Annotated in this window: 17 protein-coding genes; 12 read left to right on the top strand and 5 right to left on the bottom strand. The window is 71.8% G+C overall.

Annotation, left to right across the window (positions count from 1 at the left end):
• Window positions 1–329: 329 nt before the first annotated feature.
• A complete protein-coding gene (locus QC282_RS27140) occupies window positions 330–2,312 on the top strand; it encodes an ATP-dependent DNA helicase (protein ID WP_279552203.1) in 1,983 nt (660 codons plus the stop codon).
• A 145-nt stretch (window positions 2,313–2,457) separates the two neighbouring features.
• Here the strand turns inward: QC282_RS27140 and lexA are convergent, their stop codons facing one another.
• A complete protein-coding gene (gene lexA / locus QC282_RS27135) occupies window positions 2,458–3,237 on the bottom strand; it encodes a transcriptional repressor LexA (protein ID WP_210589133.1) in 780 nt (259 codons plus the stop codon).
• A gap of 520 nt (window positions 3,238–3,757) precedes the next feature.
• Here lexA and nrdR point away from each other — a divergent pair.
• Together nrdR and QC282_RS27125 are read left to right on the top strand one after the other, a co-directional pair.
• Window positions 3,758–4,318, top strand: coding sequence for a transcriptional regulator NrdR (gene nrdR / locus QC282_RS27130; RefSeq protein ID WP_279552202.1), 561 nt, complete (start codon window positions 3,758–3,760; stop codon window positions 4,316–4,318).
• A gap of 165 nt (window positions 4,319–4,483) precedes the next feature.
• Complete coding sequence (locus QC282_RS27125) at window positions 4,484–7,405, top strand: vitamin B12-dependent ribonucleotide reductase (RefSeq protein WP_279552201.1); 2,922 nt, start codon at window positions 4,484–4,486, stop codon at window positions 7,403–7,405.
• A gap of 82 nt (window positions 7,406–7,487) precedes the next feature.
• Here QC282_RS27125 and QC282_RS27120 read toward each other — a convergent pair whose 3' ends face one another.
• The gene (locus tag QC282_RS27120; protein WP_279552200.1) at window positions 7,488–8,018 is read right to left on the bottom strand and encodes a TerD family protein; all 531 of its coding nucleotides are present in this window, start codon (window positions 8,016–8,018) and stop codon (window positions 7,488–7,490) included.
• Between the two features lie 158 nt (window positions 8,019–8,176).
• Between QC282_RS27120 and QC282_RS27115 the strand changes: the two genes are divergently transcribed.
• The 3 genes from QC282_RS27115 to QC282_RS27105 all read left to right on the top strand — a co-directional run bounded on the left by QC282_RS27115 (window position 8,177) and on the right by QC282_RS27105 (window position 10,490).
• A complete protein-coding gene (locus QC282_RS27115) occupies window positions 8,177–8,782 on the top strand; it encodes a YdbC family protein (protein WP_279552199.1) in 606 nt (201 codons plus the stop codon).
• Between the two features lie 118 nt (window positions 8,783–8,900).
• Window positions 8,901–9,560: a histidine phosphatase family protein gene (locus QC282_RS27110; RefSeq protein WP_279552198.1), complete on the top strand. Its 660-nt coding sequence runs from the start codon at window positions 8,901–8,903 to the stop codon at window positions 9,558–9,560.
• A gap of 12 nt (window positions 9,561–9,572) precedes the next feature.
• Complete coding sequence (locus QC282_RS27105) at window positions 9,573–10,490, top strand: ADP-ribosylglycohydrolase family protein (protein ID WP_279552197.1); 918 nt, start codon at window positions 9,573–9,575, stop codon at window positions 10,488–10,490.
• Between the two features lie 136 nt (window positions 10,491–10,626).
• Here QC282_RS27105 and QC282_RS27100 read toward each other — a convergent pair whose 3' ends face one another.
• Window positions 10,627–12,171, bottom strand: a complete 1,545-nt coding sequence (locus QC282_RS27100) for an MFS transporter (RefSeq protein ID WP_279552196.1) — start codon at window positions 12,169–12,171, stop codon at window positions 10,627–10,629.
• 180 nt (window positions 12,172–12,351) lie between these two features.
• On the opposite strand from QC282_RS27100, the gene QC282_RS27095 reads away from it, so the two are divergent.
• The 3 genes from QC282_RS27095 (at window position 12,352) to QC282_RS27085 (ending at window position 14,452) form a co-directional block, all read left to right on the top strand.
• A complete protein-coding gene (locus QC282_RS27095) occupies window positions 12,352–12,975 on the top strand; it encodes a TetR/AcrR family transcriptional regulator (protein WP_279552195.1) in 624 nt (207 codons plus the stop codon).
• A gap of 81 nt (window positions 12,976–13,056) precedes the next feature.
• Window positions 13,057–13,758: a ribonuclease HII gene (locus QC282_RS27090; RefSeq protein WP_279552194.1), complete on the top strand. Its 702-nt coding sequence runs from the start codon at window positions 13,057–13,059 to the stop codon at window positions 13,756–13,758.
• Between the two features lie 67 nt (window positions 13,759–13,825).
• Complete coding sequence (locus tag QC282_RS27085; protein WP_279552193.1) at window positions 13,826–14,452, top strand: hypothetical protein; 627 nt, start codon at window positions 13,826–13,828, stop codon at window positions 14,450–14,452.
• Between the two features lie 206 nt (window positions 14,453–14,658).
• Here the strand turns inward: QC282_RS27085 and QC282_RS27080 are convergent, their stop codons facing one another.
• Window positions 14,659–15,273 (bottom strand): hypothetical protein, encoded by a 615-nt coding sequence (locus tag QC282_RS27080; RefSeq protein ID WP_279552192.1) that lies wholly within the window; start codon window positions 15,271–15,273, stop codon window positions 14,659–14,661.
• A 342-nt stretch (window positions 15,274–15,615) separates the two neighbouring features.
• Complete coding sequence (locus tag QC282_RS27075) at window positions 15,616–17,781, bottom strand: RecQ family ATP-dependent DNA helicase (protein WP_279552191.1); 2,166 nt, start codon at window positions 17,779–17,781, stop codon at window positions 15,616–15,618.
• A gap of 142 nt (window positions 17,782–17,923) precedes the next feature.
• Between QC282_RS27075 and QC282_RS27070 the strand changes: the two genes are divergently transcribed.
• The 3 genes from QC282_RS27070 to QC282_RS27060 form a co-directional block, all read left to right on the top strand.
• Window positions 17,924–19,390 (top strand): DUF4192 domain-containing protein, encoded by a 1,467-nt coding sequence (locus QC282_RS27070; protein WP_279552190.1) that lies wholly within the window; start codon window positions 17,924–17,926, stop codon window positions 19,388–19,390.
• A 197-nt stretch (window positions 19,391–19,587) separates the two neighbouring features.
• Window positions 19,588–20,346, top strand: a complete 759-nt coding sequence (locus tag QC282_RS27065) for an NUDIX hydrolase (RefSeq protein WP_279552189.1) — start codon at window positions 19,588–19,590, stop codon at window positions 20,344–20,346.
• 192 nt (window positions 20,347–20,538) lie between these two features.
• On the top strand, window positions 20,539–21,819 hold a 1,281-nt coding region (locus tag QC282_RS27060), incomplete at its 3' end, for an ATP-binding cassette domain-containing protein (protein WP_279552188.1).

Genomic DNA, 21,819 nt, shown 5'->3' with positions numbered 1-21,819 from the left:
CGGACGGGCAGCGGCCGGAACCGGTCGCACCCCCGCTCCGGCCACGGCCGCCCCGGTCGGCATCGCAGCACCGCGTGTCGTCAGGCATCGCAGTACCCGGGTGCCGTCAGGCATCGCAGTACCCGCGTGTCGTCCCGCACCGCGGCACCCGGGTGTCGCCCCGGTGCGCGCGACCCCGCCCGGCTCCCGGCCTCCGCACCGGACGGCACGCCCGTGACCGGCCTCGACGTGGCCGTCCGGACGCGGCCGTCGGCGGGGACCCCACGAACGAGGGGCTCCTCCGCCGTGATCGCCCGTTTGTCAGTGCCGGGCCGTAGGGTAGTCGGGCTATGACGAAGCCCTCACTCCCCGAACTCCTGCACGCCGCCGTCACCGCCGTCGGCGGTACGGAGCGCCCCGGCCAGGTGGCCATGGCCGAAGCCGTCTCCCAGGCGATCGACGACGGTTCGCATCTGCTGGTCCAGGCCGGCACCGGCACCGGAAAGTCGCTCGGTTACCTGGTGCCCGCGCTCGCGCAGGGGGAGAGGGTCGTGGTCGCCACCGCCACGCTGGCCCTGCAGCGCCAGCTGGTGGAGCGGGACCTGCCGCGCACGGTGGAGGCGCTGCACCCGCTGCTGCGCCGCCGCCCGGAGTTCGCCATGCTGAAGGGCCGGTCGAACTACCTGTGCCTGCACCGCCTGCACGAGGGCGTCCCGCAGGACGAGGAGGAGGGCCTCTTCGACCAGTTCGAGGCCGCCGCGCCCACCAGCAAACTGGGCCAGGACCTGCTGCGGCTGCGCGACTGGGCCGACGAGACCGAGACCGGCGACCGCGACGACATGACGCCGGGCGTCTCCGACCGGGCCTGGTCCCAGGTGTCGGTGTCGTCCCGCGAGTGCCTGGGCGCCACCAAGTGCGCGTACGGCGCCGAGTGCTTCGCCGAGACGGCCCGCGAGCGTGCCAAGCTCGCCGAGGTCGTCGTCACCAACCACGCGCTGCTCGCGATCGACGCCATCGAGGGCGCCCCGGTCCTCCCGCAGCACGAGGTGCTGATCGTCGACGAGGCGCACGAGCTGGTCTCCCGCGTCACCGGCGTCGCCACCGGCGAACTCACCCCCGGCCAGGTCAACCGGGCGGTGCGGCGTGCGGCGAAGCTCGTCAACGAGAAGGCCGCCGACCAGCTCCAGACCGCCGCCGAGGGCTTCGAGCGGCTGATGGAGCTGGCGTTGCCGGGCCGCCTGGAGGAGATCCCGGAGGACCTCGGCTACGCGCTGATGGCCCTGCGCGACGCGTGCCGCACGGTGATCTCCGCGCTCGGCACGACCCGCGACAAGTCCGTCCAGGACGAGGACGCGGTCCGCAAGCAGGCGCTGGCCAGCGTGGAGAACGTCCACGACGTGGCCGAGCGCATCACCCACGGCCACGAGTGGGACGTCGTCTGGTACGAGCGGCACGACCGCTTCGGCGCTTCCCTGCGCGTGGCCCCCATGTCCGTGTCGGGCCTGCTGCGGGAGAAACTGTTCGCGGACCGCTCCGTGGTGCTGACCTCCGCGACCCTGAAGCTGGGCGGCGACTTCAACGGCGTCGGTGCCTCCCTGGGCCTGGCCCCCGAGGGCACCGAGGGCGAGGACCAGCCGCAGTGGAAGGGCGTCGACGTCGGCTCGCCCTTCGACTACCCCCGGCAGGGCATCCTCTACGTCGCCAAACACCTGGCCCGCCCCGCGCGGGACGGTGACCGGGCCGACATGCTGGAGGAGCTGACCGAGCTGATCCAGGCGGCCGGTGGCCGCACCCTCGGGCTGTTCTCGTCGATGCGGGGCGCCCAGCTCGCCGCCGAGGAACTGCGCTCCCGGATTCCCGAGTACCCGATCCTGCTCCAGGGCGAGGAGACGCTCGGCGAGCTGATCAAGAACTTCGCCGCCGACCCGAAGACCTGCCTGTTCGGCACGCTGTCGCTGTGGCAGGGCGTCGACGTGCCGGGGCCGAGCTGCCAGCTCGTCGTCATGGACAAGATCCCGTTCCCGCGCCCGGACGACCCGCTGATGAGCGCCCGCCAGAAGGCCGTGGAGGACGCCGGGGGCAACGGCTTCATGGCGGTTGCCGCCACGCACGCGGCGCTGCTCATGGCCCAGGGCGCCGGCCGTCTCGTCCGGGCCTCGGGGGACCGCGGCGTGGTCGCCGTACTGGACCCGCGGCTGGCGACGGCCCGCTACGGCAGTTACCTCAAGGCGTCACTGCCCGACTTCTGGTACACCACGGACCGCAACCAGGTGCGGAAGTCCCTCGCCGCGATCGACGCGGCGGCCCAGCAGGTGGAGACGCAGCAGGCCTAGACCGGTTCCGCGAGGCGCGCCGTCGCGCGGCAGGCGCCACCTCGTGGACTGGCTCAGGCGCGCAGCACAGGGCCCCGGAACCGGCGCAGGGGTTCCGGGGCCCGGTCAGGGAGCGGGCGGCGGCGTGGCCCGCCCGCCACGGAGCTCACACGCGGCGGAGTACGGCGACCACCTTGCCCAGGATGGTCGCGTCGTCGCCGGGGATCGGCTCGTAGGCGGAGTTGTGGGGGAGCAGCCAGACGTGGCCGTCCTCGCGCTTGAAGCGCTTGACGGTGGCTTCCCCGTCGAGCATGGCGGCCACGATGTCGCCGTTCTCGGCGACGGGCTGGCGGCGGACCGTGACCCAGTCGCCGTCGCAGATGGCGGCCTCGATCATCGAGTCGCCGACGACCTTCAGGACGAACAGCTCACCGTCGCCGACGAGCTGACGAGGGAGGGGGAAGACGTCCTCGACCGACTCCTCGGCGAGGATCGGGCCACCGGCGGCGATGCGGCCCACCAGCGGAACGTACGACGCGGCGGGCTTGCCGGCGGTGTCCGTGGGCTGCACGGAGGCGGCCTGGTCGCTGCCGCGCACCTCGTAGGCCCGGGGGCGGTGCGGGTCGCGGCGCAGGAAGCCCTTCCGCTCGAGTGCCATCAGCTGGTGCGCGACCGAAGACGTGCTGGACAGGCCCACCGCCTGGCCGATCTCCCGCATCGACGGCGGGTAACCGCGACGCTGCACGGAGTCCCTGATGACCTCGATCACCCGGCGCTGCCGGTCGGTGAGCCCGGAACTGTCCGCCCGGATGCCTGGAGGTCGCCCGGGCAGGGAGCGCTTGTGCCCCTCGGGATTCGTGGCTTCGTTCATCGCGTGCACCGGCTCGAGTCGGCCCTGGGAACGGTCCTGGGCAGTGATGGTTGCACTGTCTGCGGTCGTGGTCACGTCGTCGGCCCCTCTCGATGGTCTCCCTGCTGCACAACGGTAGTTGCTTTCGAAAGGTTGCGCCAAACACACGTTCGAGTGAAAAATCGCGATTCGCTCGACGCGATCATGTGTCCAGGTGTATTGCTTCCGTGCTGCCGAGGTAGGCAAAAGGCGGGCAAAAGGGCCCATTGTTGTACTCTTCACCGCCGGGACGGCAGCCCCGCGGGGCGTCGCCCAGTCTGCCATCCGGCCTTCCGCCGGTCCGGGCCGCACCTCCGTCTGTGCGGGAGTCGCACGTCCCCTCCGTGCGGCGCCCACGGTATCTCCGCATCCTCCGCGGCGACCCGGCTGCGACACGCGCGTACGGCGTATGTATGAGCCAAGTCCCACATCTAGTGGTTGGATTGCATCAGCAGCCCAGAAGTTGTGGTCCCCCGGGTCTTCGGGTCCGCGGAGATCGCCTATGCTTGGGGCTGCTTCGTGGGGCTCATGTGGCCCGGCGAGGTCAATGAGTCTGCTGTGAGGAGGGTTGGGAACCATGCACTGCCCCTTCTGCAGGCACCCCGACAGCCGCGTCGTCGACAGCCGTACGACCGACGACGGCACGTCGATCCGCAGGCGCCGCCAGTGTCCGGACTGCTCCCGTCGTTTCACGACCGTGGAGACGTGTTCGCTCATGGTGGTCAAGCGGTCCGGAGTCACCGAGCCCTTCAGTCGTACCAAGGTCATCAACGGTGTGCGCAAGGCATGCCAGGGGCGACCTGTCACCGAGGACGCGCTCGCCCAGCTCGGCCAGCGGGTCGAGGAGGCGGTGCGGGCCACCGGGAGCGCCGAGCTGACCACCCACGACGTGGGGCTGGCCATACTCGGCCCGTTGCAGGAGCTCGACCTCGTCGCCTACCTGCGATTCGCCTCCGTCTACCGGGCGTTCGACTCGCTGGAGGACTTCGAGGCCGCGATCGCGGAGCTGAGGCAGCAGACGGGACGCACCGCCGCGGTCGACGGAGACCGCGAGGGCGCGGGTGCGGGGAGCCAGGAAGGCGACCGCGGGCCGACGGGAACCGGGCAGGTCCCCGAACCCGCGGGCGCCGCCGACTGACCGGCGGGCCGGACCCGGACCACGAGACCGGGGCCGGCCGTGCGGCGGCGATGGAGAAGACCTGTTGCGGGCGGCGTTCGAGATGCCCGCAACACCAGACAGAACACCGTGCCACGGGAACAATCGGGGCACTTCAGGGCGTTTTCGCCCGTACAGGGAGGCGGCATGACAGAGACGGCGAGCGGTCCGGCACGGAGTTCCCGAGCCAAGAGCACCAAGGGCGGGAAGGGACTGCGGATCGAGCGCATCCACACCACCCCTGGGGTCCACCCCTACGACGAGGTGGAGTGGGAGCGTCGTGACGTCGTCATGACCAACTGGCGCGACGGCTCGGTCAACTTCGAGCAGCGCGGCGTCGAGTTCCCCGGCTTCTGGTCGGTGAACGCGGTCAACATCGTCACCAGCAAGTACTTCCGCGGTGCCGTCGGCACCCCGCAGCGCGAGACCAGCCTCAGGCAGCTGATCGACCGCATCGTGAAGACGTACCGGAAGGCCGGCGAGGACCACAAGTACTTCGCCTCGCCCGCCGACGCCGAGATCTTCGAGCACGAGCTGGCGTACGCCCTCCTGCACCAGATCTTCAGCTTCAACAGCCCTGTCTGGTTCAACGTCGGGACCAAGCAGCCCCAGCAGGTCTCGGCCTGCTTCATCCTGTCCGTCGACGACTCCATGGAGTCGATCCTCGACTGGTACAAGGAAGAGGGCATGATCTTCAAGGGCGGTTCCGGCGCGGGCCTGAACCTGTCCCGCATCCGTTCCTCCAAGGAACTGCTGTCCTCCGGCGGCAACGCCTCCGGCCCGGTCTCCTTCATGCGTGGCGCCGACGCCTCCGCCGGCACCATCAAGTCCGGTGGCGCCACCCGCCGCGCCGCCAAGATGGTCGTCCTCGACGTCGATCACCCGGACATCGAGGACTTCATCGAGACCAAGGTCAAGGAAGAGGAGAAGATCCGCGTCCTGCGCGACGCGGGCTTCGACATGGACCTGGGCGGCGACGACATCACGTCCGTCCAGTACCAGAACGCCAACAACTCGGTCCGCGTGAACGACGAGTTCATGAAGGCGGTCGAGGACGGCGGCAAGTTCGGCCTGCGCGCCCGCATGACCGGCGAGGTCATCGAGGAGGTCGACGCCAAGCAGCTGTTCCGCAAGATCGCCGAGGCCGCCTGGGCCTGCGCCGACCCCGGTATCCAGTACGACGACACCATCAACACCTGGCACACCTGCCCCGAGTCCGGCCGGATCACCGCGTCGAACCCGTGCAGCGAGTACATGCACCTGGACAACACGTCCTGCAACCTGGCCTCGCTGAACCTGATGAAGTTCCTGAAGGACGACGGCAAGGGCAACCAGTCCTTCGAGGCCGACCGCTTCCAGAAGGTCGTCGAGCTGGTCATCACCGCGATGGACATCTCGATCTGCTTCGCGGACTTCCCGACCCAGAAGATCGGTGAGAACACCCGCGCCTTCCGCCAGCTCGGCATCGGCTACGCCAACCTCGGCGCCCTGCTGATGGCCACCGGCCACGCCTACGACTCCGACGGCGGCCGTTCCCTCGCCGGAGCCATCACCTCCCTGATGACGGGCACCGCCTACCGGCGCTCCGCCGAGCTCGCCGCGGTCGTCGGCCCGTACGACGGCTACGCCCGCAACGCCGACGCCCACAAGCGCGTCATGAAGCAGCACGCCGACGCCAACGCCAAGGCCGTCCGCATGGACGACCTGGACACCCCGGTGTGGGCCGCCGCCACCGAGGCCTGGCAGGACGTCGTCCGCCTCGGCGACAAGAACGGCTTCCGCAACTCCCAGGCCTCCGTGCTCGCCCCGACCGGCACCATCGGCCTCGCGATGTCCTGCGACACCACCGGTGTCGAGCCCGACCTCGCGCTGGTCAAGTTCAAGAAGCTGGTCGGCGGCGGCTCGATGCAGATCGTCAACGGCACCGTCCCGCAGGCCCTGCGCCGCCTGGGCTACCAGGAGGAGCAGATCGAGGCGATCGTCGCCCACATCGCCGACCACGGCAACGTGATCGACGCCCCCGGCCTCAAGCCCGAGCACTACGAGGTCTTCGACTGCGCCATGGGCGAGCGCGCCATCTCCCCGATGGGCCACGTCCGCATGATGGCCGCGATCCAGCCGTGGATCTCCGGCGCCATCTCCAAGACGGTCAACATGCCGGAGACGGCGACCGTCGAGGAGGTCGAGGAGATCTACTACGAGGCGTGGAAGCTGGGCGTCAAGGCGCTCGCCATCTACCGCGACAACTGCAAGGTCGGCCAGCCGCTCTCCGCGAAGACCAAGGACAGCAAGGACACCACGGCCGCCAAGGACGCGGAGAAGGCCGAGATCACCGAGAAGGCCGAGGAGACGATCCGCACCGCGGTCGAGAAGGTGGTCGAGTACCGGCCGGTCCGCAAGCGTCTCCCGAAGGGCCGCCCCGGCATCACCACGTCCTTCACCGTCGGCGGCGCCGAGGGCTACATGACCGCCAACTCCTACCCGGACGACGGTCTCGGCGAGGTCTTCCTGAAGATGTCCAAGCAGGGCTCGACCCTCGCGGGCATGATGGACGCCTTCTCCATCGCGGTCTCCGTCGGCCTCCAGTACGGCGTGCCGCTGGAGACGTACGTCTCGAAGTTCACCAACATGCGCTTCGAGCCGGCCGGCATGACGGACGACCCGGACGTGCGGATGGCGCAGTCGATCGTCGACTACATCTTCCGCCGCCTGGCGCTGGACTTCCTGCCCTTCGAGACGCGCTCCGCACTCGGCATCCACTCCGCCGAGGAGCGTCAGCGCCACCTGGAGACCGGCTCCTACGAGCCGTCGGACGACGAGGTCGACGTCGAGGGCCTGGCCCAGTCGGCGCCGCGCGCCCAGGAGCTGAAGGCCGTCGCCACGCCGAAGGCCGAGGTGGAGGCCGCCAAGCCGGCCCCGCAGCAGGCCCACACCAGCGCCGAACTGGTGGAGATGCAACTGGGCATCCAGGCGGACGCCCCGCTCTGCTTCTCCTGCGGCACGAAGATGCAGCGGGCGGGCTCCTGCTACATCTGCGAGGGCTGCGGCTCGACGAGCGGCTGCAGCTGACCGCGAGCTGAGCGCCGAGCGCTGAGACGACGAAGGGGACCGGCCCGCTGGCCGGTCCCCTTCCCCCTGTCCCCGCGGGCGTTCAGCGGCGCGCCGCGCCCATCGTCCTCGTGAACGTGGCCGGGTCGGCGTCGGAGCCGTGCACGCCGGGGCGGAAGTCCCAGGCGCCGGTCTCGTCCCGGACGAACTCGGCCACCGTCGCGGCCGTCGCGCCGAGGACGCCGCCGAAGTCGTCCTCGGCGAGCACCGTGTAGCCCTCGCGGATGCGCAGGCCCACGTTGGCCACGCTACCCAACGTCTTGTCGCTGGAGCGCTGCTGGATGACCACGCCGAGCACCACGCGCCCGTACCGGGCGTCGAGCCGGTCGAGCTCCAGCGTCATGACCTCGTCCCAGCCGAAGCCGATGCCGTCCTTGCTGTCCCGGTTGAGCGTGATCGTGCCGTCGGGGGAGCGGCTGTCGAAGTGCACCAGATACGCGGCGTCGCCGTGCGGATCGCTCGCCGGGTACACGCCGGCGACCAGGTCGAGATCGGCGGGCGACTCTCCCGCCGGACTCGGATCCCACCTCAGCGAGACCTCGACCTTGCGGATTCCCTTGCCCAGACCGTTCACCGGTTTATCCCCTTCCCCGTACCTGTCCCTGCGCGTCCTCCCCAACTGCCGCGCAGTCGGGGCCGATTGTCATCCTCCCACGCAGGCACGTCCCCGCGCCGGGAAGCGGTGGGGCCGAGCGTGACCGGCGCCACGCTCCGTGGCCTTACGATGGCGCGGTGCTGGTCAAGTGGATTCGCTGCACCGTGGTGGACCGTCGCGGGTTCGAGCGGGGACAGCGGAAATGGGCGGGGCTTCTGGGGGAGCCGGGATTTCGCGGACAGGGCGGTGGCTGGAGCCGGGGGCGGCCGGACGTGGCGCACATCTTCGCGTTCTGGGAGAGCCGCGCCTTCTACGACTCCTTCATGGCGCGCTCCCACGACCGGCTCGCGACGGCCCAGTCGGGCACCTTCAAGGACGCCCAGGTGCGGCTGTTCGACTACCGCTTCGACGTGAAGACCGGCTTCGAGCCGCGCTTCACGGACGCCGACCTGCTGCGGGTCGCGCTGTGCCGCGTGCGCGAGGAGCGCGCCGAACACTTCGTCCTGATGCAGGAGAAGGTGTGGAACCCGGCGATGGCCGGCTCGCCCGGCATGATCCGCGGGCTGTTCGGCGAGGCGCCCGGCAACGAGTACCTGATCCTGTCCATGTGGCGCTCGGCGGCCGAGCACGGCAAGTACCGCACCGAACGGGTGGAACGGCTCGCCCTGCGGGCCCAGACCGAGGCCGACATCGCCGCCCTCACGGGGGACGTCGTGGACCTGGAGAGCGCCTGGACGGTTTGATTTCCGGACCTTCCCGACGGGCGGCACGCGCGTGCCGTCGTGCGGGATTGGTGTGACCTACGCCGTATGGGGCCCGTACGGGTGCTAGACGGCCGCCGACCCGATCTAGTGTGCTGGCATGGCACGACCACGGCGCATCGTCCTTGTCCGGCACGGCGAGTCAACGGGCAATGTTGATGACTCCGTCTACGAGCGGGAGCCCGACCACGCTCTCGCCCTCACCGAACGCGGCTGGCGGCAGTCCGAGGAGACGGGCAAGACACTGCGCGACCTGTTCGGCCGCGAGCGGGTCAGCGTGTACGTCTCCCCGTACCGCCGCACGCACGAGACGCTGCGCGCCTTCCACCTCGACCCCGGGCTCATACGCGTGCGTGAGGAGCCCCGGCTGCGCGAGCAGGACTGGGGCAACTGGCAGGACCGCGACGACGTCCGCCTCCAGAAGGCCTACCGGGACGCCTACGGCCACTTCTTCTACCGCTTCGCGCAGGGCGAGTCCGGGGCCGACGTGTACGACCGGGTCGGCGGCTTCCTGGAGAGCCTGTTCCGCAGCTTCGAGGCGCCGGACCACCCGCCGAACGTCCTGATCGTGACGCACGGCCTGGCCATGCGGCTGTTCTGCATGAGGTGGTTCCACTGGACGGTCGCCGAGTTCGAGTCGCTGGCCAACCCGGGGAACGGCGAGCTGCGGATGCTCGTTCTCGGGGACGACGGCAAGTACACGCTTGACCGGCCGTTCGAACGCTGGCGTGATCCGGAGCCGTACGGGATCACTGGATAGAGTGGCAGAGCCATGACCGCTGACTCCTCACCCGAAAGACCCGACGGCCGCCTGGAGCGGGCCCTGGCAGCCCTGCGCGGACTGTCGGTCGGGGACGCGCTGGGCTCACAGTTCTTCGTTCCGGTGAACTACCCGCTGCTCAAGCGGTGCGAGCTGCCCGACGGTCCCTGGCAGTGGACGGACGACACGGAGATGGCCTGCTCCGTCGTCGCCGTCCTCACCGTCCACCACCGCATCGACCAGGACGCGCTGGCGCACTCGTTCGCCGACCACCACGACTTCGACCGCGGCTACGGCCCGGCCGTCAACCGGCTGCTGAGGCTGATCCGCGAGGGCGGCGACTGGCGCGAACTGTCCGCCGCGCTGTTCAACGGACAGGGTTCCTGGGGCAACGGCGCCGCGATGCGGATCGCCCCGCTGGGCGCCTGGTACGCGGACGACCCCGAGCAGGCCACGCACCAGGCGGAGATCTCCGCCTACCCCACGCACCAGCACCGTGAGGCCGTGGTCGGCGCGATGGCCGTCGCCGCTGCCGCCGCGCTGGCCGCGGCTCCGGATGGGCCGCCGAGCGCCGAGGGGCTCCTCGACGGGGTCATCGGGCTGGTGCCGAAGAAGAGCGCGGTCGGCGCGGGCCTGCGGCGGGCTCTCGACATGCTCGACTACGCCGACGCGGGCACCGTCGCCGCCGTCCTGGGCTGCGGACGGCGTACGACGGCGCACGACACGGTGCCCTTCGCCCTGTGGTCGGCCGCGCGGTGCCTCGGTGACTACGAGCAGGCGTTCTGGACGACCGCGCAGGCCGGCGGGGACGTGGACACGACCTGCGCGATCGTGGGCGGCGTGATCGCCTCGGCCAAGGCGGGCACGCCGCCCGCGGAGTGGCTGGCACGGACGGAGAGCCTGCCGGGCTGGATGCCGACGGCGGGCTGAGCGGCGGCGGTCCGAGAGGCGACGGCGCGGTTGGGCGCCGTGGGCGGGCCGGCGCCGGCCGCCGGGACTTCCCCTGCGCCTCGGACGGACGGTCGGCCTTCCCCTCCGCCCCAGGGACTACCGCGCCCTCCACCCCTCAGCCGATCACCGGCCCCGCCCCGGACAGCGCGTCCAGGTCGCTCTTGCGGACCCGGATCACCACACCCGCGGTGATCACGGCGAGTACGGTCATGGCCGCGGCGGCGACGAAGCCCACCGAGATGCCCTGCGCGAGCACATCGTGCCCCCACGGGCCGGGCAGCTGCCGGGTCTGCGCGAACTCCGCCTTCTGCTGCGGCGTCGCGTTGGCCAGGAAGTCCGGCACCTGCTTCTCCGCCTCGGTCCTGCTGGCCGTGCCGAACACCGTCGTCAGGATGGACAGGCCCAGCGAGCCGCCCACCTGCTGCGTGGTGTTGAGCAGCCCGGACGCCGCGCCCGCCTCGTGCAGGGCGACACCGGAGACCGCCGTGATCGTGAGCGTGACGAAGTTGAGCCCCATGCCGAAGCCGAACACGAGCATGGGTCCGAGGACCCCGCCCACGTAGGAGCTGTCGGAGCTGATCAGGGCCTGCCAGGCCAGGCCGAGGAGCGCGAGCACCGAGCCCACGACCATGAACGGTTTGGGGCCGAGCACGGGCAGGAACCGCTGCGACAGACCCGCGCCGAGCGCGATCACGACGGTCACCGGCAGGAAGGCGAGACCGGCCTGGATGGGCGTGTAACCGAGCACGTTCTGCACGAAGAGAACGATGTAGAAGAACATGCCGAACATCGCCGCGGCCAGGCTGAGCATGATCACGTACGTGCCCGAGCGGTTGCGGTCGGCGAACATCCGCAGCGGCGTGATCGGCTCCTTTGCCCGCCTCTCGATGAACACGAACGCCAGCAGCAGCACGACGGCGGCACCGAACGAACCGACGGTCAGGTTGTCCCGCCAGCCCTCGTCCGCGGCCCGGATGAAGCCGTAGACCAGCGACGCCATGCCCGCCGTCGAGGTCACCGCGCCCGCGATGTCGAAGCGGCCGGTGTGCCGCTCGGACTCCGTGATGTAGAGCGGCGTGAGCACGGCGATCAGGATGCCGATCGGCACGTTGACGAACAGCACCCAGCGCCAGTCCAGCCACTCGGTGAGCATGCCGCCGGCGAGCAGGCCGATGGCGCCGCCGCCGGCGGATACGGCGGCGAAGACACCGAAGGCCCGGTTGCGCTCCGGGCCCTCGGGGAACGTGGTGGTGATGAGCGCCAGTGACGTGGGTGAGGCGATCGCGCATCCCACGCCCTGCAGGACACGGGCCGCGAGCAGCTGCCACGGTTCCTGCGCGAGCCCGCCGAGCAGCGAGGCCAGCGTGAACAGGACGATGCCGGTCATGAAGACCCGGCGACGGCCGAGGATGTCACCGGCCCGGCCGCCCAGGAGCAGCAGACCGCCGAAGGTGAGCGTGTACGAGCTGACGACCCAGGTGAGGTCGGTGGTGCTGAACTTGAGGGCTTCTTGAATGTGCGGGAGCGCGATGTTCACAATCGTCGCGTCCAGTACCACCATCAGTTGGCAGGCCGCGATGACGGTGAGCGCGATGCCGGGGTGCCCTTCCCGGCGGGCCGCACCCGGCTTCTGGTCGTGCATCAATGGAGAGGGTGTCACTATGAGTCCCCCACGCGTCGCTTAGTGAACGCTCGCGTTCACTGTTGGGCTCAACGGTAGTGAGCCCCAGTAGTGAACGCAAGCGTTCACTTGACTTACCGCACCTGCGGCGTGTCCCCGACGCCGCCCGGGCGGAGCCCCACCTCCGAAAACCCGCTTCCCTGTTCGCTGGAGACACCGATGGTTACCTCGCGCTGGACGGCCGCCCCCGCTCGGCAGGCCTCCCTTCGCCGGCGCGGCGCCGTGCTCGAACGCGCCATCCTGGACGCCGCGTTGGAGCAGCTCAGCACGGTCGGCTGGAACGGCCTCACCATGGAGGGCGTCGCCGCCGGGGCCCAGACCGGCAAGGCCGCGGTCTACCGGCGCTGGCCCTCCAAGGAGGACCTCGTCGCCGACGCCCTGCAGGCCGGCCTGCCGCGCCTGGAGGAGGCGCCCGACCTCGGCGGCGTACGCGAGGACCTGCTGGCGCTGTGCCTGCGGGCGCGCGACGCGATGTACTCCCGCCCCGGCATCGCACTGCGCTCCGTCATTCACGAATGCGATCCCAGTCAGGCGGAACGCTTCCACGCGGTGATCTTCTCCGGGGTGGTCGAGCCGACCGTGCGTCTGATCAGAGAGATCGTCGTCCGCGGAATCGAGCGCGGAGAGGTCCGCCCGGACGCCGACGACAGCTACGTCCTCGACGTCATCCCGGCGATGATGATGTACCGCTCGAAAATGTGCAGCAGTGAATGGAGCGACCGGGAACTCGAAGAGCTGATCGACCGGCTGATGCTCCCGCTGCTCCGCCCGGCCGGCACCTGACGGCGGGCTCCGGGAGCGCCGAAGTCGCCCGGGGGACCGGGGTGTCGCCGAAGGTTCCGGGCGGCGTACGCTAAGGGCGCCATGCCGTACGTACCGCCTACTCACACCGTCGAGCGCTCCCTCCGCGCCACGACCGGAGCGAAGGTCATTGCCGGTGTCGACGAGGTGGGGCGCGGCGCGTGGGCCGGTCCCGTCACCGTCTGCGCGGCGATCACCGGACTGCGCCGGCCCCCCGAGGGTCTCACCGACTCCAAGCTCCTCACGGTCAAGCGCCGCGAGGAACTCGCCGAGGCGCTGCGGACGTGGGTGACGTCGTACTCCCTGGGGCACGCCTCCCCGGAGGAGATCGACGACCTGGGCATGACGGCCGCGCTGCGGCTCGCCGCGGTGCGCGCCCTGGAAGCCCTGCCGGTCCGCCCCGACGCGGTGATCCTCGACGGGAAGCACGACTACCTCGGCGCCCCCTGGCGGGTCCGGACCGTCATCAAGGGCGACCAGTCGTGCGTGGCGGTCGCGGCGGCCTCGGTGATCGCCAAGGTCCAGCGCGACAAAATGATGGCCGAACTGGGTATCGACCATGCAGACTTCGGTTTTGCGGACAACGCCGGGTATCCGTCGCCCGTGCACAAGGCCGCACTGGAGGAGCGGGGCCCCACCCCGCACCACCGCTTGTCGTGGGCGTATCTTGATGCGCTGCCCAGGTGGCGGCACCTCAAGAAGGTCCGCAGCCTGGTGAACGCGGGCGTGCCGGAGATCGATGGCCAGCTCGGCTTCGATTTCTGACGTTTCGCGTGCACTCAAGGGCCACCCGCCCACGCGAGCCGCACCAGCGTTTGATAAACATCAGCTCATGCCTCTCATTCCCGAGGAGCCTCAGATTCACGAGAGTGCCCAGGGTCCCCGCGCCACCCCGGCCAACGGCCGTACCGCGCCGACCCCTCGCCCCGTACCCGGCCCCCGCCCCGTGGCCCCGCCGCGGCCCGGTCGCCCCGGCCCTCTGCGGGCCACCGCGCCGGCGCAGCGCACCCCGCGCGACGCGGCCGCCAAGCCCGGACCGTCGGCACCGGCCGCGCCCGCCGGTTCGGCCGGCCCGCAGATCCAGCTGATCCCGGCGTCGGTCGAGGGTGCCCTCGACGCCGCCGAGGAAGCCGTGGACCTGCTCCTGGACTCGGGTCGCGCGCCCGGCGACATCCTGGTGGTCACCACCGGCGACCCGCACCCGTGGGCCGCCCACGAACTGTCCTTCGGCGAAGAGTCCTACTGGGCTCAGCACGACGCGGGCGACGACGTGTTCTACGCGGACGCCGCCGTCGTGGCCCGCGCGGCCGAGCGTCCCGTGGTCGTCGTCGCCGTCAACGGCGGCTCGGAAACGGCCGCCGCCGCGGCCCTGGCCACGGCCCACTCGCGGGCCGGTGCCCTGCTGATCGTCTGCGGCGACCCGCAGCGCATCAACTCGGTGCTGGGCGCGGGCGTCTGAGCCGTCACCGCGCGTCCGGAGGGACGCCGGGTCGTCAAGCGGCGTTGGAACTCCCGTTCCGCTCCTGCGGACCTTCGGCGTACGCGGAACCCCGCCGTGCTCGGGGGAGCGTGGCGAACACCGTCGTGTCATGCGTGCGTGCGCGGCAGGTTGGCGCGGCGGAACGTTCCGTCCGGGTTCCCCGAGTGCTCAGGAGCCCGGCGGGCTCAGCGGGCCGCCACGCGGCGCAGCACGTCCGAGGGGACACCGCCGGTCCTCGGCGGCGGTGGCGGCGCCTCCGACGTGGCGAACGGCTCCGGCGTCGACTCCGCACTGGGCCGGCGCCCACCGCGCCCCTCGCCGAGTACCTGCCAGCCGTCCCGGGTCAGCGTGATGTACGCCCCGCAGCGCAGCCCGTGCAGCGTGCAGGCGTCCCGCAGCCCCCACATCCACGCGCCGTCTTCCTCCGTCCAGCGCGCGTCGCCCTCACGGCAGTACAGCAGCACGGCGGTGCGCACCGGCGTGCGGCGGCGCAGATCGTGCGGGATGACCCGGCGCAACTGGGCGAGCAGGGCGTTGCGGCACATCCAGCCGTCGGCCTGCGCCTGGCGGCGCGTGAACGAGGCGCTCGCCCGCAGCCGGTCGTCCGGGTCGAGCACGGCCACGACGGCCGTTTCGGGTCTCGGGCGGTGCCGGGTGTGCAGTCCGCTGACGACCTCGCGGGGATTGCGCAGCAGCGGGATCCCGGCGGCGGCCCATTCCGCGGGCTCGAGCAGACGATTGGCAGAGGTGGCGGACGTCGACAAAGAGGCCGCCGAGGACGGAGCGAATCCGAAGGTCACGTTCCTCCCTTCGGCTACGCGCCCACACTGCGGGCGGGGTCGGATTCGGGGGACCGCGCACCGCAGTTGAGCCCTGCCTGATCACGGACGAGCCGTGCGGGGAGCGGACCTCAATTCTTCCTCTCGAACTGGGATGCGGCAACGAGCAATTGGGGCCACCGACCGTTATCGAGCGGTACGCCGTTTATATCCCTCCTCTATGGATGCCCACCACACCACCCGGTGACGCCTGGGAGTTCGCCGGAACTCGTTCGACGCGTCCAGGGGTCGCGTGTGTGGGCATGGGTGTCGGAGGTGTGGCCGCGCGCACCGCCTCACTCCGGGTACCCGCCCGGCTCGGCATCAGCCCTGTACGGCGAGGACCAGCGGCATCACCCCCTGGGCGCCCGCCCGGCGGAGCATCCGGGCCGCGACCGCCAGGGTCCAGCCGGTCTCGGTGAAGTCGTCCACGAGCAGCACCGGGCCGCGCGCCTCGGCGAGCGTGGCCGCGAGCGCCGGCGGCACGGTCAGCGCCCCGTCGAGCGCCTTCAGCCGCTGGGCGCTGTTGCTCCGGGAGGACGGCGGAGCCTCACCGGTGTACTCGACCGAGCCCAGTAGCGGCAGCCGGCCGACCTCCGCGATGTGCGCCCCGAGGGAGTTGATCAGCTGGGGCCGGGTCCGCGAGGCGACGGTGACCACGCCGACGGGGCGCGGCGGAGCGTCCTCGGCCCCCGAGGCCCAGCCGCCGGGGCCCTTGGCCCAGTCCGCGAGCACACCCACCACGGCCTTCGCGACATCGTCGGGCACGGGGCCGTCGGAGGCTTGCGGGGAAAACATCGGCCGCAGTCGGTTGCCCCAGCCGATGTCCGACAGCCGTCCCAAGGCCCGCCCGGGCGCGGCCTGTTCACCGGCCGGAATGCGCCCCTTCAGGTCCACGCCGATCGCCGGAAGGCCGGTCGGCCACATGCGCCGCGGCTCCACCTCGACGCCTGCCCGGCCCAGATCGGCCCGGGCCGCACCGACCGCGTCGGCCGACGCGTCCGCCTTGAAGCGCGGCCCCGCGCAGTTGTCGCAGCGGCCGCAGGGCTTGGCGCCCTCGTCGTCCAGCTGCCGCTGCAGGAACTCCATCCGGCACTGGGCCGTCGCCGCGTACGCGCGCATGGCGTCCTGCTCGGCCCTGCGCTGCCGCGCGACCCAGTCGTACCGCTCCGTGTCGTACGTCCACGGCTGACCGGTCGCGATCCAGCCGCCCTTGACCCGCTTGACCGCCCCGTCCACGTCGAGAACCTTCAGCATGGTCTCCAGACGCGAGCGGCGCAGCTCCACCAGCGGCTCCAGGGCGGGCAGCGACAGCGGCCGGTCCGCGTGCGCGAGGATGTCGAGGGTACGGCGCACCAGGTCCTCCGGCGGGAACGCCAGCGACGCGAAGTACTGCCAGATCGCCTCGTCCTCCTTGCCCGGCAGGAGCAGCACCTCGGCGTGCTCGACGCCGCGGCCCGCGCGGCCGACCTGCTGGTAGTAGGCGATGGGGGAAGACGGCGAGCCCAGGTGCACCACGAAGCCGAGGTCCGGCTTGTCGAAGCCCATGCCCAGCGCGGAGGTTGCGACCAGCGCCTTGACCCGGTTGGCGAGCAGGTCCTCCTCGGCCTGCTGCCGGTCGGCGTTCTCCGTCTTCCCGGTATACGAGGCGACGGTGTGGCCGCGCTGCCGCAGGAACGCCGTGACCTCCTCGGCGGCGGCCACCGTGAGCGTGTAGACGATGCCGGAGCCCGGCAGCTCGTCGAGGTGGTCGGCGAGCCACGCCAGCCGGTGGGCCGCGTCCGGCAGCCGCAGCACGTGCAGGCTCAGGCTCTGCCGGTCCAGCGGGCCGCGCAGCACCAGCGCGTCCGAGGAGCCGCCGGTGCCGAGCTGCTCGGCGACGTCGGCGGTCACGCGCGCGTTGGCGGTCGCCGTGGTCGCGAGCACCGGAACGCCGGGCGGCAGATCGGCCAGCATGGTCCGCAGCCGCCGGTAGTCCGGCCGGAAGTCGTGACCCCAGTCCGAGATGCAGTGCGCCTCGTCCACCACGAGGAGCCCGGTGGCGGCGGCCAGCTTCGGAAGCACCTGGTCACGGAAGTCCGGATTGTTGAGCCGCTCCGGGCTGACCAGCAGCACGTCGACCTCGCCGGCGGCGATCTCGGCCTGGACCGTGTCCCACTCCTCCGTGTTCGACGAGTTGATCGTCCGGGCGTGAATGCCCGCCCGGGCCGCCGCCTCGACCTGGTTGCGCATCAGCGCCAGCAGCGGGGACACGATCACCGTGGGACCGGCGCCTTGCGAGCGCAGCAGCGCCGTCGCCACGAAGTAGACCGCGGACTTGCCCCACCCCGTGCGCTGCACCACCAGGGCCCGGCGCCGCTCGGCGACCAGTGCCTCGATGGCCCGCCACTGGTCCTCGCGCAGCCGGGCCGCGCCCGTGGCGTCCCCGACGAGACGGGCGAGGACGGTGTCGGCGGCGGTCCGGAGTTCCGCGTTGCTCGTGTGCTCCATGCGTTCCATACAACAGGACGGGACCGACAGCCCGCCTGCCGCTGTGGACGACGAACGGGCCCGGGGCCCGCCGTGACGTGTCCCTGATCGGACTTGTCCACAGGTTCAAGCGGACCCTCGCAATCCGCGAGATCGTCGCCGCATGACGAATCACAGCGAAACGACCGGCCCCTCCGAGAACGGCGACATCACCGCGGACACGGGGGACATCTCCCTCGGGAGCCCGGCCTTCGACGACCACCAGGTCACCCTGCGCACCCCGGCCGAACTCGCCGACGCCCTGCCGTATCTCCTCGGCTACCGGCCGGAGGACAGCATCGTCCTGGTCGCCCTGACCGACCAGGACGGCCGCGGCAGGTTCGGCGGCCGGGCCAGGCTCGGCATCCCCGCGAACGCCGACGACTGGCCGTCCGCCGCCCGCCAACTGGTCCACGGCCTGGTGACGGGCAGCGAACGCCGGGGCGCCCGACCCGGCCAGATGGTCGCCTACCTCTGCCAGGAACCGCCGGCCGGCGCATCGGGACGGCAGGTCATGGAGCGGTTGCGGCCCCTCGCCCACCAGGTCCGCGTCGAATGCGGCAACCTCGACGTGCCGGTGGTCGAGGCGCTGTGCATCTCCGACGGCCGCTTCTGGTCCTACTGCTGCGACAACGAGGCGTGCTGCCCCGCGGAGGGAGTCGCCATGGGCCTGCCCGGCACCTCCGTGGTCGCCGCCGCGGCCACCTACGCCGGCATCCAGGTGCGCGGCACCCTGCGCGAACTGCGCGCCCGGCTCCTCCCCAGGGAGAACTCCGCCGCGCTCGAACAGGAAGTCGCCCTCGACACCGCCAGCATGGCCCTGGTCTCCCGCATCCTCGACGACGCCAGCCGCGCCGACGTCGCCGAGGAGACCATCCACCTCGCCGAACGGATCATGAGCCGCTTCGCCGAGGCCCCAGCCGCGACCGGCACCCTCACCGCCGACCTCCGCGACGACGAACTGCTCGGAGCCGACGAGGCGGCGACCCTCATCCTCGGCCTCCAGGACCGCGCCACACGCGACCGCGCCGCCGAGTGGATGGAGGGCGACGAGGCCGGCCCCGCCCTCCGCCTCTGGCGAGCCCTGGCCCGGCGCTGCGCCGGCCCGTACGGCGAACACGCCGCCGCGCCGCTCACCCTCGCCGGCTGGGTCGCCTGGTCCACCGGCGACGAACTGGAGGCCAGGGAGGCCTTCGCCATGGCCCTCGGCGCGGACCCCGACTACCTCTTCGCCCGCCTGCTGCACCAGGCCTGCAACCAGGGCCTGGACCCGGAGTCGGTCCGCCGCTGCCTGCGCGCGGAACGCGCCGAGCGCGGACGGCGGCAGGAGAACGGCACCGGTCCCGGCCCGGACCCCGACAAGGCGACGGAAAGCCCGGCCACCACCGAACCCGACCCGGCCCCGGAACCCACCCGCCGCCGACCGCGACCGCGCGTCACGAGCACCGCCAAGAACCGGCACCGCACCACCCACGGGACCCGGCCCCGGAGCACCCGTCCACGTCCCGCCGCGAAGGACGGCGGACAGCGCCGCGCCTCCCGCGCCGGAGGCGTGCGCCCGGCACGCGGCACGACCGAGGGGGAGGAGTGAGCGACCGGCACCTGCCCTGACCCACGAGCCACCCCCGGACGGTGACGGGCCCGCGTCCGGGGCCACGACCTGGCACAACGCACCACCACGCCCCACACCGGCCCCGCGCGACGCCCCGCGCGGACCGAAGTGGATCAACCGGCGACGAGACCGACGAAGGGAGTGTTTATCGTCAGGCAGACGACTATGATCGCCGCATGCCCTACGACCCGTCAGCCTTTCCGCCTTTCGCCGTCACCGTGGACCTGGTCGTGCTGACCGTGCGCCGCCATTCCCTGTGCGCGCTGGCGGTACGCAGGGGCGAACCCCCGTTCCAGGGACGCTGGGCCCTGCCCGGCGGCTTCGTGCGGGACGACGAGGACCTGGCGCAGGCGGCAGCACGCGAACTCGCCGAGGAAACCGGGCTGCGCGTCCACGACCCCGCCGTCCCCGCCCAGGACAACGGCGCCCACCTGGAACAGCTCGCGACCTACGGCGACCCCAAGCGGGACCCCAGGATGCGCGTCGTCAGCGTCGCCCACCTCGCCCTCGCCCCCGACCTCCCGGCACCCCGGGCCGGCGGCGACGCCAGCAACGCACGCTGGGCACCGGTCGAGGAACTGCTGCAGCAGGGCGGCCACGGCCGCGACGGCGAACCGCTGGCACCGCTCGCCTTCGACCACGCCCAGATCCTGGCCGACGGGGTCGAGCGCGCCCGATCCAAGATCGAGTACTCCTCGCTCGCCACCGCGTTCTGCCCGCCCGAGTTCACCGTCGGCGAGCTGCGCCGCGTCTACGAGGCCGTGTGGGGCGTCGCGCTCGACCCGCGCAACTTCCACCGCAAGGTCACGGGCACGCCCGGCTTCCTCGTCCCCACCGGCGGCACCACTACACGCCAGGGCGGCCGCCCGGCCCAGCTCTTCCGCGCGGGCGGCGCCACCCTCCTCAACCCGCCGATGCTGCGCCCCGAGGTCTGACCGTCCGCCGAGGGCCGACCGTCAACGGCCGCGTACGGCACGGTCGACGGCGACGCAGACAGGGGCGGTCGGTACCGGCCCCACCGGCCCCGGCACGAACGGCGAACACGGGTCCGACAAGCCGCATCCCTGCCCTGCGAGCACCCCGCATGGTGTCCGGAAAACCGGACATAGCACGCTATCTTGCTGCGGGTGATCCAGGCCATCGGACTGACCAGCAAGCCCCGCAAAGAGCTTCCGCCCGCCGTCGACGACGTCTCCTTCGAGGCACACGCCGGCCGCGTCACCGCGCTGCTCGGAGCACCGGGCGCGGGCAAGACGACGGCACTCAGACTCATGCTCGAACTTCAACCGGGCCGGGGAATCACCTACTTCAGAGGCCGCCCCCTGCACCGCATCACCCACCCGTCACGTGAAGTCGGCGTCCTGCTGGGCGAAGTACCGGGACACCCGTCCCGCACGGTACGCGGCCATCTGCGCATGCTCTGCGCCGCCGCGGGCGTCCCCGTACGACGTGCCGACGAAGTCCTCGAAGCCGTCGGCCTCGTCAGCCTGCGCGACGAACGCCTCGGCACCCTCTCACGCGGCATGGACCGCCGCCTCGGACTGGCCGGCGCGCTCCTGGCCGACCCCCACACACTCGTCCTCGACGACCCGGCCGGCGAACTCTCCGCCCGCGAGAGCCGCTGGCTGCACGGCCTGCTGCGCGCCTACGCCGACCAGGGCGGCACGGTCCTGCTCACCACCGCCGACCCCAAGGAGGCCGCCCGCACCGCCGACCACGTCATCACCCTCGACGACGGCCGAGTCGTCGCCGACCAGAAGGCCACCGACTTCGCCCGCACCCGGCTGCGCCCCCGCGTCGCCGTCCGCACCCCGCACGCCGCCCGCCTGGCCGCGCTCCTCGCCAAGGACGCCCGTACCGCGCAACGCTCCGTCGAGGTCGCACAGGAGGACGGCAACCGCCTCTCCGTGTACGGCAGCAGTTGCGCCGAGGTCGGCGAGGTCGCCTTCCGGCACGGCATCGTCGTCCACCAACTCGCCGACGAGATCGGCGACATGGGGCCCGGCGCGGGCGCCTACGGCTCGCAGGGCGCGCAGGGTCCACAGGATGCACACGGCCCGCGGGACGCACAGCGCTCACAGGGTCCACAGAGCCCGCAGAACGCACAGGACCCACGGGGATCGGAGCGTCCGCGGGCCGTGCTGACGGGCTCACGCGCCGACGGCGACCGGCCCCCGGCCGGAGCGGCCCGCACGCCAGGGCCGGACGCCGGTCGGGACGCGGACGCGGGCCAGGGCTCCGACGCCGCTCAGAGCTCCGACGCTCGTCATGAGCCGCAGGGTGAGCAGGGGCAGAGGCAGGGGCAGGAGTCAGAGCCGGAATCGCAGTCGGGATCGCAGTCCGAGTCGGAGTCGGCCCAGGCTCCGCAGGCCGTCACCGTGCCCCGCACTCTCGATGCCCCGTCCCCC

The organism is Streptomyces sp. DH24, from assembly GCF_029813775.1.
Classification (GTDB): Bacteria; Actinomycetota; Actinomycetes; order Streptomycetales; family Streptomycetaceae; genus Streptomyces.
This window is presented reverse-complemented; position numbering and strand designations above follow the sequence as displayed.

Excerpts from the sequence above, each read along its gene's own strand:
- QC282_RS27140 (WP_279552203.1), top strand. The coding sequence starts at position 330 with ATGACGAAGCCCTCACTCCCCGAACTCCTGCACGCCGCCGTCACCGCC.
- nrdR (WP_279552202.1), top strand. The coding sequence starts at position 3,758 with ATGCACTGCCCCTTCTGCAGGCACCCCGACAGCCGCGTCGTCGACAGC.
- QC282_RS27125 (WP_279552201.1), top strand. The coding sequence starts at position 4,484 with ATGACAGAGACGGCGAGCGGTCCGGCACGGAGTTCCCGAGCCAAGAGC.
- QC282_RS27110 (WP_279552198.1), top strand. The coding sequence starts at position 8,901 with ATGGCACGACCACGGCGCATCGTCCTTGTCCGGCACGGCGAGTCAACG.
- QC282_RS27105 (WP_279552197.1), top strand. The coding sequence starts at position 9,573 with ATGACCGCTGACTCCTCACCCGAAAGACCCGACGGCCGCCTGGAGCGG.
- QC282_RS27095 (WP_279552195.1), top strand. The coding sequence starts at position 12,352 with ATGGTTACCTCGCGCTGGACGGCCGCCCCCGCTCGGCAGGCCTCCCTT.
- QC282_RS27090 (WP_279552194.1), top strand. The coding sequence starts at position 13,057 with ATGCCGTACGTACCGCCTACTCACACCGTCGAGCGCTCCCTCCGCGCC.
- QC282_RS27085 (WP_279552193.1), top strand. The coding sequence starts at position 13,826 with ATGCCTCTCATTCCCGAGGAGCCTCAGATTCACGAGAGTGCCCAGGGT.
- QC282_RS27075 (WP_279552191.1), bottom strand. The coding sequence starts at position 17,781 with ATGGAGCACACGAGCAACGCGGAACTCCGGACCGCCGCCGACACCGTC.
- QC282_RS27070 (WP_279552190.1), top strand. The coding sequence starts at position 17,924 with ATGACGAATCACAGCGAAACGACCGGCCCCTCCGAGAACGGCGACATC.
- QC282_RS27065 (WP_279552189.1), top strand. The coding sequence starts at position 19,588 with ATGCCCTACGACCCGTCAGCCTTTCCGCCTTTCGCCGTCACCGTGGAC.